Source organism: uncultured Winogradskyella sp., from assembly GCF_947498345.1.
Taxonomy (GTDB): Bacteria; Bacteroidota; Bacteroidia; order Flavobacteriales; family Flavobacteriaceae; genus Winogradskyella.
In genome coordinates this window covers 23,815-38,392 of the sequence record NZ_CANMJY010000013.1, presented here as the reverse complement: position 1 = coordinate 38,392, position 14,578 = coordinate 23,815, and the positions used below count along the sequence as shown (strand labels likewise).

Here is a 14,578-nt window from a genome sequence, read left to right as displayed (position 1 = left end):
TATTTATAGCTTTAAAAAATATTAAAATTATAGGTTATGAGCACGTTCAAAGAATTATCGTCAAAATCTGCACAAACTACCTTTGACAAGAAGGTACTTTCTGTAGTTCCTCATTTACATCCATATGTAAAACATCGTATTTATATAGCTGAGACGACTGGTATTCTACCAAAAAACATGTACTCTTCTAATGGTATTATAGACGAATGTATAATTAAGCTCTATACTAATGGTTTTAATATTGAAGCTGAAACTATGGCTGTAAAACTTGAACTTTTTAAGTTGATTGACGACTATATGAATGCACTTTTTAAAAAGGAAGCATACCATAAAAATACTATAAGCACAGATACTATTTTAAAAGATGAATTATCGAAATTAGGCGAAGACTATACCATTGATGCTGATTTGGATCTAATCTTAAATACAGAATTGAGTGACATCTCTTATCAACAAGACCGTACCAATCATTTGTATTTATATGAAGATAAAGAAACTTCAATATTAAAAGCTTTTGAATTAGAGAATTTGTCTCCAACAGCATCCCCAAAAGTATTTGGCAGATTCTATAATTGGCTACCTATCAACATTTCTAATATCGTTGATTTATATATTTTTGGAAATCTGGATTTTGATGAAATTGCCAAAATAAAACAGATAACTACAGAGCGAGTAATACTGATTTTTGATAAGGTGAAGAAAAGTTTTAGAAGTCATTTAGAATAGACCTATAGCAAACCCGTAAACTGTGATTATTATTTAGTACTAATTTTCAAGTACTTCTCGCATCGCTTTTGCTTTAATTAAACATTCTTCATACTCTTTTAAAGGATTACTCTTAGCTGTAATTGCACTACCTACAGAATACGAAATATATTGCTTTGAAGCATTATACAAAATACTACGTATAATAACATTAAAATCAAAGTCTCCATTTGGGGCAAAATATCCTACAGAACCCGAATATAAACCACGCTTTGTTTCTTCTATATCTTCAATAATTTTCATTGCTGAAATTTTAGGTGCACCTGTCATACTTCCCATTGGAAACGTAGTCTTTAAAATATCTATAGGATTAATAGCTTCGCTAACCTTTGAAGAAATCGTAGAGATCATCTGATGCACTTGTAAAAATGAATAGACTTTGCACAGTTCCTCTACCTTAACGCTACCTTTTTCTGCTGTATGTGACAAATCGTTACGTACCAAATCTACAATCATTATGTTTTCGCTTCGTTCTTTTTCATCATTCGACAAATCTTTAGCCAGCTGCGCGTCTTCCGTTTTGCTTTGAGAACGCTTTGCTGTACCTTTTATGGGTTGCGAAATTACTGTATTACCTTCTTTTTTTATGTAGCGCTCTGGCGATGCAGATAGTAAGTAATTGTCGTTTACCTTTAAAAACGTTGCATATGGTGGTTTTGATATGGCATTAAGTTTTTTGAAGGTTTCCAGTGGATTAATTTCACTGTCTTCGGCATAGAATTCCTGACAAAAGTTGGCTTCATAAATATCTCCACGTTGTATATGAGTTAGCATTTTATTGGCCTTTTTAAAATACTCGTCTTTGTGAATTCTAAGCTTAATCTTAATAGGCTTTTCTTTATAAGGCATCTCGTTTTGCTTCTGAATGGCAACAGAACTAATTATAGAAATATCGTCTTCTAGTTCATTATCTAACATTTTCAGGTATTGCATTTCTAACGTATTCCCCTTTATTAAAAACAATTTTTTAGGTTGAAAAAAATACATATCCGGAAACCCTAAGCCATCAAAGTTTTGAGATTTTAATTCTTCAGTTGTGTTCTTTAAATCGTAAGTAAGGTAACCAAAAACCCAGTCTTTAGTTAATATTTGATACTCTTGTAGACGCCCAAAAGCATCATGATAATCTGATTTTAAACTTGTAAAAGCATCTACTGCTAAAATAGCATCATAACTACTATACTTATCATTATGATTGTTAGAATCTAACCAAACTACATCATCAAATTGCTGACTCCAAGATAAGAGTTGCTCTTTAAACTTTTCAGGATGTTTTAGTGAATACCGATGCGTTGTTCTCAATAGAAAAATAATTAGCGCAATTTACCGAATTTTAGTCTCCAAATAAAATATGCTCAATTTTATAATGCTAAAATTATACCAAAAAGTAAAGTGTATCTTTGCCTCATAAAATTATATTGTGACGTTTCAAGATTTAAATTTAAATACTCCTTTATACAATGCCATTGACGATTTGGGGTTTGAAAGCCCTACTCCAATTCAGGCAGAAGCTTTTAGTGTAGTAGCATCGGGTAAAGATGTGGTCGGTATTGCACAAACTGGCACTGGTAAAACCTTTGCTTACATGTTGCCTGTTTTGCGCAATCTTAAATACTCAAAACAGGACAATCCAAGAGTTTTAATTTTAGTACCAACAAGAGAGCTTGTTGTACAAGTTGTAAATGAAATTGAAAAGCTTTCAAAGTATATTAACAATCGTATACTAGGAGTTTATGGAGGTACTAATATCAATACCCAAAAACAGGCTGTAGCTCAAGGTCAAGATATTATCGTTGCGACTCCAGGTCGACTTTATGATTTAGCAGTGAGTAGAGTTTTGCAATTAAAATCTATTCAGAGATTGGTGATTGATGAAGTAGATGTAATGTTAGATCTAGGTTTTAGACATCAACTAATGAATATTTTTGATATTCTTCCAGAACGTCGTCAAAATATTATGTTCTCAGCGACAATGACTAAAGATGTTGATGACCTAATTTCTGATTTCTTTATTAATCCTACTAAAATATCTATTGCCGTTTCAGGAACTCCTTTAGAGAATATTAAGCAATTGCGTTACGATGTTCCGAATTTCTACACCAAAGTTAATTTGCTAGAACATTTGCTTCAAGATGAAGATGAATTTTCCAGAGTTTTAATTTTTGTAGCTTATAAGAAAATGGCAGATCGCTTGTTTGATAAATTAGAAATGCTTTTTCCAAATCAGACCTGTGTTATTCATTCAAACAAAACGCAAAATTATAGATTACGCAGTATAGAACAGTTCAGAGAAGGCGAACATAGACTTTTAGTAGCCACAGATATCATGGCTAGAGGTTTGGATATTGATGATGTAACGCATGTTATCAATTTTGACACACCCGATTATCCTGAAAATTATATGCATAGAATAGGTAGAACTGGTCGTGCGGAAAAAGAAGGTATAGCTATTTTGTTTTCAACCGAAAAAGAACAAGAGGCACGTCAACGTGTTGAAGATTTAATGGATATAAGCATTGAAACTCTAAAAATACCTGATGATGTATCTATTTCCACTGAGCTTATTGAAGAAGAGCGTCCACAGATTAAAGAACACTACAACCCAATAAAGCGTCGTGATGAAGATGCACCAGGACCAGCTTTTCATGAAAAAAAGGATAAGAACAAAAAGGAAAATTTAGGTGGATCTTACCGTCGTGAAATTGCTAAAAAATACAAAAAGCCAAAAACAAGAGGAGATAAAAATTATAATAGAAGAAATAAAAACCGTCGTTAAATTTCAATCCTTTCTAAGATGTCGCCTTCAAAGATGCCACAGTACTTTAGTTTTATTATATATTAAAAGAATTGAGGAATAATATACTACAAAGTAAAAAACCTCTTCAATATGAAGAGGCTTTACACGTCAAGTACGTACAGGACCACATTTTATAACAAAATAAAATCTATAACCCTAACCTTATAGTTGGTCCTGCAATTGTACTTGATTTTCCGTAATATCATTAATTGGCACTATTAATCTACCATTTTCATTTTTTAACACTACAGAGATGCTTTTTACTTCATCTATTGTGTAGCGCTTGTCGTTGAAAATAATTTTTTGACCTACCTCGAATGTTTTACGTGCATAAAACGTGTGCATCAGTTTATTTACCACATGTTTCGCACCCAAACCAACAGCTATAGCAAAAGCTAGTAAGAATGCAGCAAGTATCATCGTTATATTACTCGTTATAATATCTGTATCTATACCTGCTTGGTTAAGCGCTGTAATAGAAATAAATGTTAGTATTAAAAAGAATACAACCTGACTTATCATTTTACCACCAGATAAATCCATAGATTCAAATAGAGATTTTAGTCCATTCTTTACAAAATTGGCAAATAATAACCCTAGTATAAATATGACTAAAGCAGTAAATAACTGAGGCAAGTAAGATAATAATTCACTTATTTGATTAGATATAATTTCTAACCCCATAACGTCAGACACCATAATCAGTAATACGATATACATTACCCATTTTACAAACTTTGAGACTATTTTAATTGTGTCAAAATTGAGTTTCTTTCCCTCAATGATTTCAATGTTATTAAGCTTATCATCAAGCTTGTTAGCCTTAGCCAGTTTTAAAACTTTTCTTATCGCTTTAACTATAAGTTTTGTTATAAGCCAACCTATAATTAGAATAAAGATTGCTCCCAGAGCTTTAAGAGCAAATGTTGAAACCTCAGGCCACATTGCTGATAGCGATTGCATAGCTGAGTCCTTAAAACTTGTTATTTTTTCCATACTGAATAATTTTAATGTTAGGGTTTATTAAGTATTACTTTTTTCTATTACTTGTTACACTATCAATGATATGACTGATATTATACGAAAACAATTCGGCTAGTTCCATAAACAACTTTGCCATTGCAATATCGTGCATGACTTTACCTTTGAGCTCTGCCGGAACCTCTTTTAAAGGCTGATTTATTTGCTTAAATGGATTTTCCATCTTTCGTATAGTTATCGTACTTAAGTACAAGTTTTTCTTTTGCTCTTTTTAAACGCATTTTAACTGCGCTTTCGCCAATATCTAGTGCTTGAGATAATTCTTTAATTGATAAATTATCTTGATATTTTAGTAATAAAATCATCTTCTCCTCTGGTGAAATCAACTCCATTACCTTCTTCAATTTTTCTACACGCATGCTTTCAAATTCGTGTGTAGAATCTACATCTTCTCTTATGTTTTCAATACTATCAGAACTTATCGATTTTTTTTCAATCTTTTTGGCTGTGTTTCTGGTCACATAATTTACACAATGATTATAAGTAAAAGCATATAACCATGTAGAAAATTTTGATTTCCCCTTAAAGCTTGCCAGTTTTACAAAGACTCTTAAAAAAACATCTTGTGTTAGATCTTTGGCTTCATCGACACCATTAGCAAATCCATAGCATTTATTATATACCATAGTAGCATATCTATCGTACAACACTTCAAACAACAAGGTGTCGTTGGTTTTTACGATTGCTTCTACTAGCGCTTCATCGGTTAGGCTATGAACAGCGTCTGTTGTCAATTTATTTGTTAGTTCGTTTTAACTTGGTTAGTTATTCTTTTAAGACACAACCATTTTAACTAAGTCACATATTTTTTAAAAAAATCTTACTTTTTTAAATCTGCCTCCATGTCACTTAAATGGTGTGCTAATGCTCTTGTTGAAATTTGAATTTCCCTTATTAAAAAAGCTAATGATAAGATAAGTAATATTAAGGCGACACCAAAAACCCAAACAGCTAACATATGTTGATCTATATAAATTAAAAACATGGTAAGTACACATAACAAAAGACTAGAAATTCCAAAAATTTGCATCCAGCGTGTTAAATTAAGTCTTAGCTTGAGGTTATCAATTTGCCGTATTAATGAGTCTTCCTTCTTCTCTAGATACTTATCACTTAAGTTTCTTATTACTGCTGCATAAGCCAGAAATCGATTGGTATAAGCTAACATTATTAGAGATATTGCCGAGAATAAAAGTGCAGGAGTCGTAAGCGTAAGTTCTTCCATAATAAAGCTTTTAGCAAAACTACTGAATAAAACGCTTCTGCATAAAAAAAGCGAACTTTATAAGTTCGCTTTTTTAAAATGGAATTTCTAGTTTTTAAGATTCCTTATCCTGTCTAAATATTTGGCATTACTGCTTATTTCATAGGCTTTTTTTAGATAGATCATGGCTTGTTCTTTATCCTTAATATTTAAATAAAAATCTGCCATAGAATTATATGCATTCGCATTTTTGACTTGATTGAAGTTTTACATCTTAAACTATAGATTAGAGACTAAAGCTAGAACGAGGTTATTTTCTATTTTCAGAATTTATAACCCATCTTAAAATGAGAATACCAAACCTTGCTATTACAAACGAGAACAAACCAAATGTTGCAGTTAATAAAGATACTTTTAATCCACCTGCGAATATAGCAGGATTTGGGTCTCCCATAGCTTCTACAGAATCAAAAGCAGTAATTAAACCAATTACTGATGCTAAAAACCCTATTACCAATCCTAGCAAACTGGCATCAACAACAAGTCTTAGCATTTTTTGAGATTTCTGTGGGCTCTTCTTTATATTTAGGAAACCTATTATCAATAATACTATTGATAATAATAAACATAATAGTATTAATGTCATAAAAAAGGGACCTCCCTCTGAAAAACGATCAGCAAATTGATTTGTAATAATTAGTGAATTCATAGTTTATAAATTTAGTTATAGTTTTTTAATCATGAGTTTTAATTGATGAGAAATAGGCTTTATATAAATACTATTATCTACTGTTGTTTTTTGATTACAGGATCAAATCTATTAACAACTTTGATACTAAATTAAGTTTTGCGACAGATGACCTTTTTAGTTCTTGATATAACCAAATGTTAAATCCATAGCTAATTCCGTCGTTCATCTACAAACTGACGATTCGATTTAAAAATATAGTATTATTGTATTGCTAAGTTTAATGAATGTTAACCAGGAAATTTATACTAAAAAAAACAGGGCAAGGAATGCTTCACATTCTGTTTTGGTGTGTTGTCCTCTTATTTTTCACTTATTTTTTTGGTGTAGGCAGCAGTAACTTTAACAATACCTTAATCTATTCACTCTTTTTAATGCCTATTACCATTGCCTTAACCTATGTCTCTATTTACAAGTTAATCCCTGATTATCTGATTACAAAACGTTATTATCATTTTGTGCTTTATAGTATATATACGCTCATCATTTCTGCTTACTTAGTAATGGTATCTATATTTTTTAGCCTCATTTATATATCAAATTTCGAATACAGCAATATGAACCCTATTACAAGAAACATTCTTTTTGTAATGACAGGAATATACCTTGTGACTTTCATTGTAAGTGGTTTTAAGCTCATGAAATTAAATATTATAGCGTCTAATAAAACTAAAACACTTAAAGCTAAAATCTTAGAGGCACAACTCAAATTAAAAGAACAAGAGCTAAAATATTTAAAGATGCAGATTCATCCACATTTTTTGTTTAATACACTAAACACTATGTATGGCTATGCTTTAAAAAAGGCCGAAGAAACACCAGAAATGATACTAAAGCTTTCTAACCTCTTAGACTACCTATTGTATCAGGTTGATAAACCCCTTGTAAGTTTACAACAAGAAATTAATCATATAGAAGATTATGTAAGTCTAGAGCAAATGCGTTTTAATGATACCCTAAAAGTCAACATAAAAAAAAGCTTAAATGTTGATGATCTAGAAATCGCGCCCATGCTCTTTATACCTTTTGTTGAAAATAGTTTTAAGCATGGCGTCATTATTGATGGAATACTAAATATTACTATTACTATAGAAGCACAATCAAACTTTGTAGTATTCAGTATAAAAAATAGTAGTACAGAAAGCTCTAGCTCTAATGAAGGCCTTGGCTTAGATAACATTAAAAAACGCTTAGAGTTACTTTACCCAGATCAATACAATTTACAAATCGCTAATCGTGAATCAGAATTTACAGCTGTATTACGGATCAATACTAAATCTAACATAGCTAATGACTAAACCAGTATCTTGCATAATTGTTGATGACGAAGCTATAGCCAGAGATATCATTGCCACACATATATCTAGAATAGATAATATAGACGTTATTTCTCAATGCAAAAATGCTATTGAAGCCTTTAATTTTATTAACAATAACAAAGTCGATTTAGTATTTTTAGATATTAACATGCCAGAGATATCTGGTATAGCGTTTGCGAAATCCATAAACAAAAACATAAAAATCATTTTTACGACTGCTTACAGAGATTATGCTGTTGAAGGTTTTGATTTACAAGCTATAGATTATCTATTAAAACCTATTGCTTTTGAACGTTTGTTGAAAGCGATAAATCGTTATTTTGAAGTAAATACTGCTTCAAAAAATACAGTAACCGAAATTAGAGATTCTAATGACTTTATATTTGTACGTTCTAATCGAAGAATGCTAAAGATAGATTTTAGCAGCATACTATATATTGAAAGCCATAGCGATTATATAAAAATTTACACCGACACATCAACCACGCTAAGTACAAGAAATACGATTGTAACTCGCGAAACTATAAGTGCTATTGGAGCAAAACTTCCTAATGATGAGTTTTTAAGAATTCACCGTTCTTATATTATCCGTTTATCGAAAATTCAATCCTTTACAAATGAGGATATTACAGTTAATCGAAAAGCTTTACCCATTAGTCGAAGTTATAAGAAAGAAGTTTTGAAACATCTCGAAAAATTTTAACTTTAGTAGATATTAAAAGCCCAAATCTAACGTTATCATAGTCTCTGACTATAATTATTTAACCGCTTAATGAACGATTATCTACACAACACCATTCCTAATTTAAAACCTTTTGATTATGAGCGTCATCATGATTCTCATTTTATCAATCAGCAATGGGTTTTAGTAAATGGCATTTCAAAAAAGAAAGCCGTTTATACGTTTCGGAAAGATAATATTCTGGAAATTGAACGAAAAGATGCCTCTATTAAAACATCTTGGACGCTGAATATTCAAAATATATTTACCATTGAAACCGAAGATGGTATTATAACAGTAAAAGCGTATTTTAAAGATGATGATATCTTAGTATTAAACCACCAAGACAAGCAAGAATTTGCGCTTTATATTAATACTACAAATTATGAGGATGAGCTTAACTCTGTTGAAGACATAAAGTCCTTCTTAAAAGAAAAATACAGGAAAAAAGTTAGTAATATTATATATGATCACGAATTCTATTACATCTCAGAATCTGAAGAATTTGGACCAAATACAGTTGAAGAGCTCTCAGAAAAAGTAAAGAACGAAGAGATTAGTGCTTATTGTTTTGTTAGAGACGTCAATGAAAATGACTATTCCCGTCGTTTGCGGATTGAGGATTTAATGCAAGAGCTTTAAACAATCTCTCGAAAATAATATCGATGTATTATTATTTAGTCTAGAAATGAACTAATTTACTTTCTTAATTATTTTTTTAGTAGTACTGATATTACCCGAGGATATTTTCAAAAAGTAAATCCCTTCTACTAAATTGGCAATCTTAAGATTATTAGTACCTGTGTATAATTGCCCTTTGTTTATGTATTTTCCTTGGATATCCATTAATATATAATTTGAATTATTTTTGATATTTATATATACTTTATCATTTGCTGGATTTGGAAATATTTTTGCGAAAGATTCCTTATATTCATTGATACTTAAATTATCGCAATCTTCACTAAAACTTGTTTGTGAATCAATATTAGTCCAGTTCGTAGAACTATATACGGCATCATCTACTTGAATACAGGTTAAATTGGGGTTGTTAAGAACTCTAAAGTTAGTAATATTTGTATTAGTCCCATTTCGAACATCTAAACTCTCAAGGGAACAATCATTTAGATAAACATCAGTTAAGTTGATGTTTTGAGTTAAATCTAATTCTGTTATATCATTTTCACTAAAATAGAGTTTTTCTAAAGCTAAGTTTTGTGAAAAATCAATCGCAGAAACTCCACATGAAAATCCGCCAAAAATTTCTAGAGATGTAACATTTGATAAATCAAGATCTTGAAGAGCATTATAACTTAATCGTAATTCTATTAAATTGGTATTTTGACTTAAATTAATAGATGTCAAACTTCCAAATGCAATACTTACGTATTCCAATAATATATTTGAGCTTAGGTCTATATTAGAAAAAGAGTTTAACCCTGCAGTTAAACTAGTAAGGTTAATAAAAGCTTCTATTCCAGTCATATTATCAATTCCATCACAATTACAGCTTCCTTCTAAATCTAATACGGTTACAGCCTGAGCGTCTGAGTTAAGAATATTTCCATTGAGTCCGTTAGAATCTATCCCTAAATCTATAAGAGCTTGTTCAAAATTAGAGTCAGGTATGGCTGTTGTTTGACATAATAAAATTGAATTAAAACATAAAAAAACTGTTAATAAAATACCTTTCATAGAATAAATATTAAAATTTAATTATTTCGGACTCCTAATAAATATAAATAAAAAAAGTAAACTTATGAAGTCCGCTTCTATATGAATAGTCTATTTTAAGTAATTACTATACATGCAAAGGTCTATTATCAGTAGCAGCTAAAGCAGCTTCCTTAACAGCTTCGGCAAATGTAGGATGTGCATGTGAGTATCTTGAAATATCTTCAGCAGAAGCTCTAAACTCCATTGCTGTTACTGCTTCTGCAATTAGATCAGCACAGCGCGCTCCAATCATATGAACTCCTAAAACTTCGTCTGTTGTTTTATCGGCTAATATTTTCACAAAACCATCAATATCTCCACTAGCTCTGGCTCTACCTAAAGCCCTAAATGGAAACTGACCTACTTTATACTCTATATTATCAGCTTTTAATTCTTCTTCAGTTTTACCTACAGCAGCTACTTCAGGCCAAGTGTAAACTACACCCGGAATTAAGTTATAATCAATATGTGGTTTTTGCCCTGCAAGCGTTTCTGCTACAAATACACCTTCTTCTTCAGCCTTATGTGCCAACATAGCACCTCTTATAACATCTCCTATAGCATAGATATTAGATGCAGATGTTTGCAAGTGTTCATTTACTTCAACCTGTCCTCTGTCATTAATTTTTACTCCAGCTGCTTCAGCATTTAAACCATCTGTGTATGGGCGACGACCAACAGAAACTAAACAATAATCACCTTTAAACTCTACAACTTCTCCTTTTTTGTTTTCAGCCTTTACAATTACCTCATCACCTTTACGCTTAACAGACTGCACTTTATGAGACATCATCATTTTGCATTTTGCTTTCTTAAAGACCTTGTTCAACTCTTTAGATAAACCTGCATCCATCGTTGGTAAGATTCTATCCATGTATTCAATTACGGTCACTTCAGCACCTAATCGACGATAAACCTGCCCAAGCTCTAAGCCTATAACTCCTCCTCCTATAATCATAAGATGTTTTGGTACCTCTTTGAGCTTTAAAGCTTCTGTAGAAGTTATTATACGTTCTTTATCTAATTCTATGAATGGTAAATTTGAGGGTTTAGAACCAGTAGCTATAATAATATTTTTCGCCTCAATTTCGCCTGCGTCTTTACCATCTATTTTAATATGCGTAGCATCCTTAAATGACCCCAAACCTTCATAAACATCAATTTTATTTTTTTTCATTAAAAAATCGATACCTCCTGTAGTTTGATCAACAACAGCTTGCTTGCGTGCAATCATTTTTTCGAGATTTACCTTTATTTCACCAGGAATCTCAATACCATGATCTTCAAAATGTTTTGTGGCCTCCTCGTAATGATGCGAAGAACTTAATAATGCTTTACTTGGTATACAGCCTACATTTAAACAAGTACCTCCAAGTGTAGAATATTTTTCTATAATTGCAGTAGTCATGCCCAATTGTGCACAGCGTATTGCTGCTACATATCCTCCAGGACCAGAACCTATTACTGCTACATCGTATGATTTCATATTGTATTTTAATTTATTTTATATTGAAACGCTATTTGAAATGATCTATTAAAATTTTTAGTTTTTACAACGGTAACATCTGTTAAACCTATATAATATCTAAATGAAGCTATTATTTTTTTAGAGATATGGTAGCTTATACCTGTATTAACACCAAAATCTCTATTGTAAAAATCAGACTCTACATTAGATATAACATCTTCTTTATCTTTAGCCGAAAGCAATATTCCAACTTGTGGACCAACATCTATACTAAAGTTTTTAAACAAAAACATTTTAGATAAGACCGTTAATGCCAAATAATTTAGCCCAATATTAGGGTCTTTGCCTTCAGCATCTAATGTATATCCGTAACTTGTATATACTAATTCTGGTTGAAAAGCTCCAAAATCATCTATTAAAATTTCCATATATAACCCAAAATGTGGCCTAACCGAAAAGGATACATCCTGAGTATTATCACCTACTATATTAGATAGATTGCTACCAACTTTAATGCCTATTGGATTACGCTGAGCATTAAGGCTAAAGCTGAATAATACAAAAAGAATAATGACTATTCTCATAGCAACTCTAAATGAATTGCAAAAATACGAATGTTTTATGGGAGCACAATGAAAAAGAAAAGCAGAATTTATCCATAAAAAAAGCCTAAACTTTCTTTGCTACCAAGGTTAAATCTGGTTCGTGTATGGTTAAAGATTTAACCACATCATCATTAACCTGAAATGAAATGTAAACTGAGCTAACTCCATTATACAAAAACTTATTATCACCTATATAGTGTAAGCCACCACCAAATTTACCCAATTTACCTAAAGATAGCATTTTTCGCATATTAATTTTTACGGAAAACCCATCATTCTCACCTTCACCATAACGATAATCTCCTACATATTTTGGCATTTTACTTTCATCAAATTTTTCATAAACTTCACCGTCGGCATCACCAAGTTCTTTGAGATAGTCTATAAGCCTCTCTGAATTTGAAATCTGTTGGTTTGTCATTTTATCTTTCATACGCAAACCAGCTTTGGCATGACTAAGCAAACTAATACCATGTGGACCTTGAAGTTTCTGAATCCCAGGAGTTAAATCAATCATAGCTTTTACGGTATTATATCCACCAAGCATCGCATAAGTAAACATAGTTGCTCTAGCACCTTTTTTCATAAGATATTCAACGATATCTCTTCTACCAACATGAGAAGCTGCACCTATCGCAGACTCCCAATCACCAAAGCCCCAATCCCAACTTGCTCTCGAAAGTTCTGGCCTTTTATCTACTAGTTCCTTTACCCTATCAAAATTAAAATGAGATTTACCTACCACTTCACTAACAATAGCATCATCGATTGATGGATATCTTAATGGCCATTTATTATCTTGAAATTTAAGATCCATAATATTCTTAGCATAAGAAATACTTGGAATAGAAACCGCTAAGGCACCAAAAATTGAACTTTTAATTACAGCTCTTCTTGATATTAAATTTGATGTTTCCATAATCTAATTATTTTTTAAGTTTCCATATTAATATCGATTCATTAATCCAGGTTTGTGACTTCGGATCGTAATCATAACTTATAGATTTCATAGTGTTTTCATCCAATAAAATATGGGTATCCTTATGTTTTAGGTATTCGCCGCCAGAGTAATAAAAAGCCATTTCACAATAGCGCTCTGTTTCTGTCATTGTAGGCTCACCATAAGCATAATACAAACCATCCATTGAGCGTTGATAAAATATATTTTTCTTTTTATCAGGAGCATAAAATTCTGAGAATTGCCAAAACGGAATTGTATCGTTCTTGGTATTAACTCCTAAGATATCGGCTTCAATCTTTAAGGGATCACTAAGCTTTATCTTCAATACAAACACCTTAAAATCATCAGGTTTTGAAGCATCATATTTTGGGTTTTCTCCAACCCAAGTACCTCCATGGGAGGTGATTTTTTTGAATAAGGTTTTATGTTTTAACTCTACAGAATCTTTTTCTTGGGCTATAATAGAATAAGATGCGAATAAAAAAATAAATGCAAAAATTGGAAGCTTCATAACGATTGATTGTTGTGTAGTATGCTTCAATTTATAAATATATAATTGTACTAATTAAAGAATTAGCATAGAATTAACATGATCTTAAAATTTTACTACGAAGGGAAGCCTAACATCTCACCCATTCCAACGGTAAATAACCAACAACCATAAACAGCGTGTTCAATAGAAACCAAAAGTGTGGATTTTGTCTTCTTGAAAGTGAGCGCAAACAAAATACCTCCAATAAAAGTTAACACCATTACCAAAGTATTTTTAAAGAATATATGAGCCAGAGAAAAAAGTGCTGCATTGGTAATCATAAAGAGCATATCGCTTCTAAATAAAGACTCATAGCGTTGAAAAAAAAATGTTCTATAAATGAGCTCTTGAGGGTATACTGAAAAAAGTGAATAAATAAATAAAATCATTACCCATAATATTGGCTTGTTTCTTAACACTATAAATAGATTGTCACTATCTACCATATACATATATGCACTGGTAAGTGTAGCGATAACAAGTAATTTTAACATTGTGTGTCCCCAAAATTGTTTCCAATTGAGCTGCTGACTGATTTTAAACTTATTGTTTTCTATTTTTAAGAGTATATAAACTACATAGGCAAATCCTATAAGTGCGATCAACATTTTAATCCAAATAGGAAACTCTAAAGCAAAACTTACGGGAATTAAAATAAAAATTATAAAAAACTCTACAAGCCTGTACCTAATACTTTTCAT

The 14,578-nt window shown here is 31.4% G+C and carries 17 protein-coding genes and 1 pseudogene; 5 read left to right on the top strand and 13 right to left on the bottom strand.

Annotation, left to right across the window (positions count from 1 at the left end):
- The first annotated feature begins 36 nt into the window (after positions 1 to 36).
- A complete protein-coding gene (locus Q0912_RS15580) occupies positions 37 to 726 on the top strand; it encodes a hypothetical protein (protein WP_299116805.1) in 690 nt (229 codons plus the stop codon).
- A 39-nt stretch (positions 727 to 765) separates the two neighbouring features.
- On the opposite strand, the gene Q0912_RS15575 is transcribed toward Q0912_RS15580, so the two are convergent.
- A complete protein-coding gene (locus tag Q0912_RS15575; RefSeq protein ID WP_299116803.1) occupies positions 766 to 2,067 on the bottom strand; it encodes an anthranilate synthase component I family protein in 1,302 nt (433 codons plus the stop codon).
- 118 nt (positions 2,068 to 2,185) lie between these two features.
- On the opposite strand from Q0912_RS15575, the gene Q0912_RS15570 reads away from it, so the two are divergent.
- Positions 2,186 to 3,541, top strand: coding sequence for a DEAD/DEAH box helicase (locus Q0912_RS15570; RefSeq protein WP_299116801.1), 1,356 nt, complete (start codon positions 2,186 to 2,188; stop codon positions 3,539 to 3,541).
- Positions 3,542 to 3,724: 183 nt separating this feature from the next.
- On the opposite strand, the gene Q0912_RS15565 is transcribed toward Q0912_RS15570, so the two are convergent.
- From Q0912_RS15565 to Q0912_RS15545, 6 genes and pseudogenes are all read right to left on the bottom strand, one after another.
- A complete protein-coding gene (locus Q0912_RS15565; RefSeq protein WP_299116799.1) occupies positions 3,725 to 4,558 on the bottom strand; it encodes a hypothetical protein in 834 nt (277 codons plus the stop codon).
- Positions 4,559 to 4,592: 34 nt separating this feature from the next.
- Positions 4,593 to 4,766: a hypothetical protein gene (locus tag Q0912_RS15560; RefSeq protein WP_299116797.1), complete on the bottom strand. Its 174-nt coding sequence runs from the start codon at positions 4,764 to 4,766 to the stop codon at positions 4,593 to 4,595.
- Entirely contained in the window at positions 4,750 to 5,337 is a 588-nt protein-coding gene (locus tag Q0912_RS15555; protein ID WP_299116795.1) for a sigma-70 family RNA polymerase sigma factor, read from the bottom strand. The genes Q0912_RS15560 and Q0912_RS15555 overlap by 17 nt, the downstream gene beginning before the upstream one ends.
- Before the next feature lie 86 nt (positions 5,338 to 5,423).
- Positions 5,424 to 5,828, bottom strand: coding sequence for a DUF2721 domain-containing protein (locus Q0912_RS15550; RefSeq protein WP_299116793.1), 405 nt, complete (start codon positions 5,826 to 5,828; stop codon positions 5,424 to 5,426).
- An 87-nt stretch (positions 5,829 to 5,915) separates the two neighbouring features.
- Positions 5,916 to 6,041, bottom strand: a pseudogene (locus Q0912_RS17505) (hypothetical protein); the annotation flags it as partial.
- A gap of 76 nt (positions 6,042 to 6,117) precedes the next feature.
- Complete coding sequence (locus Q0912_RS15545; protein WP_299116791.1) at positions 6,118 to 6,516, bottom strand: MotA/TolQ/ExbB proton channel family protein; 399 nt, start codon at positions 6,514 to 6,516, stop codon at positions 6,118 to 6,120.
- 308 nt (positions 6,517 to 6,824) lie between these two features.
- Between Q0912_RS15545 and Q0912_RS15540 the strand changes: the two genes are divergently transcribed.
- The 3 genes from Q0912_RS15540 (at position 6,825) to Q0912_RS15530 (ending at position 9,237) form a co-directional block, all read left to right on the top strand.
- Entirely contained in the window at positions 6,825 to 7,853 is a 1,029-nt protein-coding gene (locus Q0912_RS15540; RefSeq protein WP_299116789.1) for a histidine kinase, read from the top strand.
- Positions 7,846 to 8,577 carry a LytTR family DNA-binding domain-containing protein gene (locus tag Q0912_RS15535; protein WP_299116787.1) on the top strand — a complete coding sequence of 244 codons (732 nt, stop codon included), beginning with the start codon at positions 7,846 to 7,848 and terminating at the stop codon, positions 8,575 to 8,577. Before Q0912_RS15540 ends, Q0912_RS15535 begins: the two co-directional genes overlap by 8 nt.
- A gap of 69 nt (positions 8,578 to 8,646) precedes the next feature.
- Positions 8,647 to 9,237 carry a hypothetical protein gene (locus tag Q0912_RS15530; RefSeq protein WP_299116785.1) on the top strand — a complete coding sequence of 197 codons (591 nt, stop codon included), beginning with the start codon at positions 8,647 to 8,649 and terminating at the stop codon, positions 9,235 to 9,237.
- Between the two features lie 51 nt (positions 9,238 to 9,288).
- On the opposite strand, the gene Q0912_RS15525 is transcribed toward Q0912_RS15530, so the two are convergent.
- The 6 genes from Q0912_RS15525 to Q0912_RS15500 all read right to left on the bottom strand — a co-directional run bounded on the left by Q0912_RS15525 (position 9,289) and on the right by Q0912_RS15500 (position 14,578).
- Positions 9,289 to 10,290 (bottom strand): T9SS type A sorting domain-containing protein, encoded by a 1,002-nt coding sequence (locus Q0912_RS15525; RefSeq protein ID WP_299116783.1) that lies wholly within the window; start codon positions 10,288 to 10,290, stop codon positions 9,289 to 9,291.
- 106 nt (positions 10,291 to 10,396) lie between these two features.
- Complete coding sequence (gene lpdA, locus Q0912_RS15520; RefSeq protein WP_299116781.1) at positions 10,397 to 11,797, bottom strand: dihydrolipoyl dehydrogenase; 1,401 nt, start codon at positions 11,795 to 11,797, stop codon at positions 10,397 to 10,399.
- Between the two features lie 8 nt (positions 11,798 to 11,805).
- Positions 11,806 to 12,363 carry a porin family protein gene (locus Q0912_RS15515; RefSeq protein ID WP_299116779.1) on the bottom strand — a complete coding sequence of 186 codons (558 nt, stop codon included), beginning with the start codon at positions 12,361 to 12,363 and terminating at the stop codon, positions 11,806 to 11,808.
- A gap of 85 nt (positions 12,364 to 12,448) precedes the next feature.
- Entirely contained in the window at positions 12,449 to 13,303 is an 855-nt protein-coding gene (locus Q0912_RS15510) for a hypothetical protein (RefSeq protein ID WP_299116777.1), read from the bottom strand.
- Between the two features lie 7 nt (positions 13,304 to 13,310).
- Entirely contained in the window at positions 13,311 to 13,856 is a 546-nt protein-coding gene (locus Q0912_RS15505) for a hypothetical protein (protein WP_299116775.1), read from the bottom strand.
- Positions 13,857 to 13,951: 95 nt separating this feature from the next.
- Positions 13,952 to 14,578, bottom strand: coding sequence for a CPBP family intramembrane glutamic endopeptidase (locus Q0912_RS15500; RefSeq protein ID WP_299116773.1), 627 nt, complete (start codon positions 14,576 to 14,578; stop codon positions 13,952 to 13,954).

Excerpts from the sequence above, each read along its gene's own strand:
- Q0912_RS15500 (WP_299116773.1), bottom strand. The coding sequence starts at position 14,578 with ATGAAAAGTATTAGGTACAGGCTTGTAGAGTTTTTTATAATTTTTATT.
- Q0912_RS15550 (WP_299116793.1), bottom strand. The coding sequence starts at position 5,828 with ATGGAAGAACTTACGCTTACGACTCCTGCACTTTTATTCTCGGCAATA.
- Q0912_RS15565 (WP_299116799.1), bottom strand. The coding sequence starts at position 4,558 with ATGGAAAAAATAACAAGTTTTAAGGACTCAGCTATGCAATCGCTATCA.
- Q0912_RS15530 (WP_299116785.1), top strand. The coding sequence starts at position 8,647 with ATGAACGATTATCTACACAACACCATTCCTAATTTAAAACCTTTTGAT.
- Q0912_RS15535 (WP_299116787.1), top strand. The coding sequence starts at position 7,846 with ATGACTAAACCAGTATCTTGCATAATTGTTGATGACGAAGCTATAGCC.
- Q0912_RS15560 (WP_299116797.1), bottom strand. The coding sequence starts at position 4,766 with ATGGAAAATCCATTTAAGCAAATAAATCAGCCTTTAAAAGAGGTTCCG.
- Q0912_RS15580 (WP_299116805.1), top strand. The coding sequence starts at position 37 with ATGAGCACGTTCAAAGAATTATCGTCAAAATCTGCACAAACTACCTTT.
- Q0912_RS15515 (WP_299116779.1), bottom strand. The coding sequence starts at position 12,363 with ATGAGAATAGTCATTATTCTTTTTGTATTATTCAGCTTTAGCCTTAAT.
- Q0912_RS15540 (WP_299116789.1), top strand. The coding sequence starts at position 6,825 with ATGCTTCACATTCTGTTTTGGTGTGTTGTCCTCTTATTTTTCACTTAT.
- Q0912_RS15545 (WP_299116791.1), bottom strand. The coding sequence starts at position 6,516 with ATGAATTCACTAATTATTACAAATCAATTTGCTGATCGTTTTTCAGAG.
- lpdA (WP_299116781.1), bottom strand. The coding sequence starts at position 11,797 with ATGAAATCATACGATGTAGCAGTAATAGGTTCTGGTCCTGGAGGATAT.
- Q0912_RS15510 (WP_299116777.1), bottom strand. The coding sequence starts at position 13,303 with ATGGAAACATCAAATTTAATATCAAGAAGAGCTGTAATTAAAAGTTCA.
- Q0912_RS15525 (WP_299116783.1), bottom strand. The coding sequence starts at position 10,290 with ATGAAAGGTATTTTATTAACAGTTTTTTTATGTTTTAATTCAATTTTA.
- Q0912_RS15505 (WP_299116775.1), bottom strand. The coding sequence starts at position 13,856 with ATGAAGCTTCCAATTTTTGCATTTATTTTTTTATTCGCATCTTATTCT.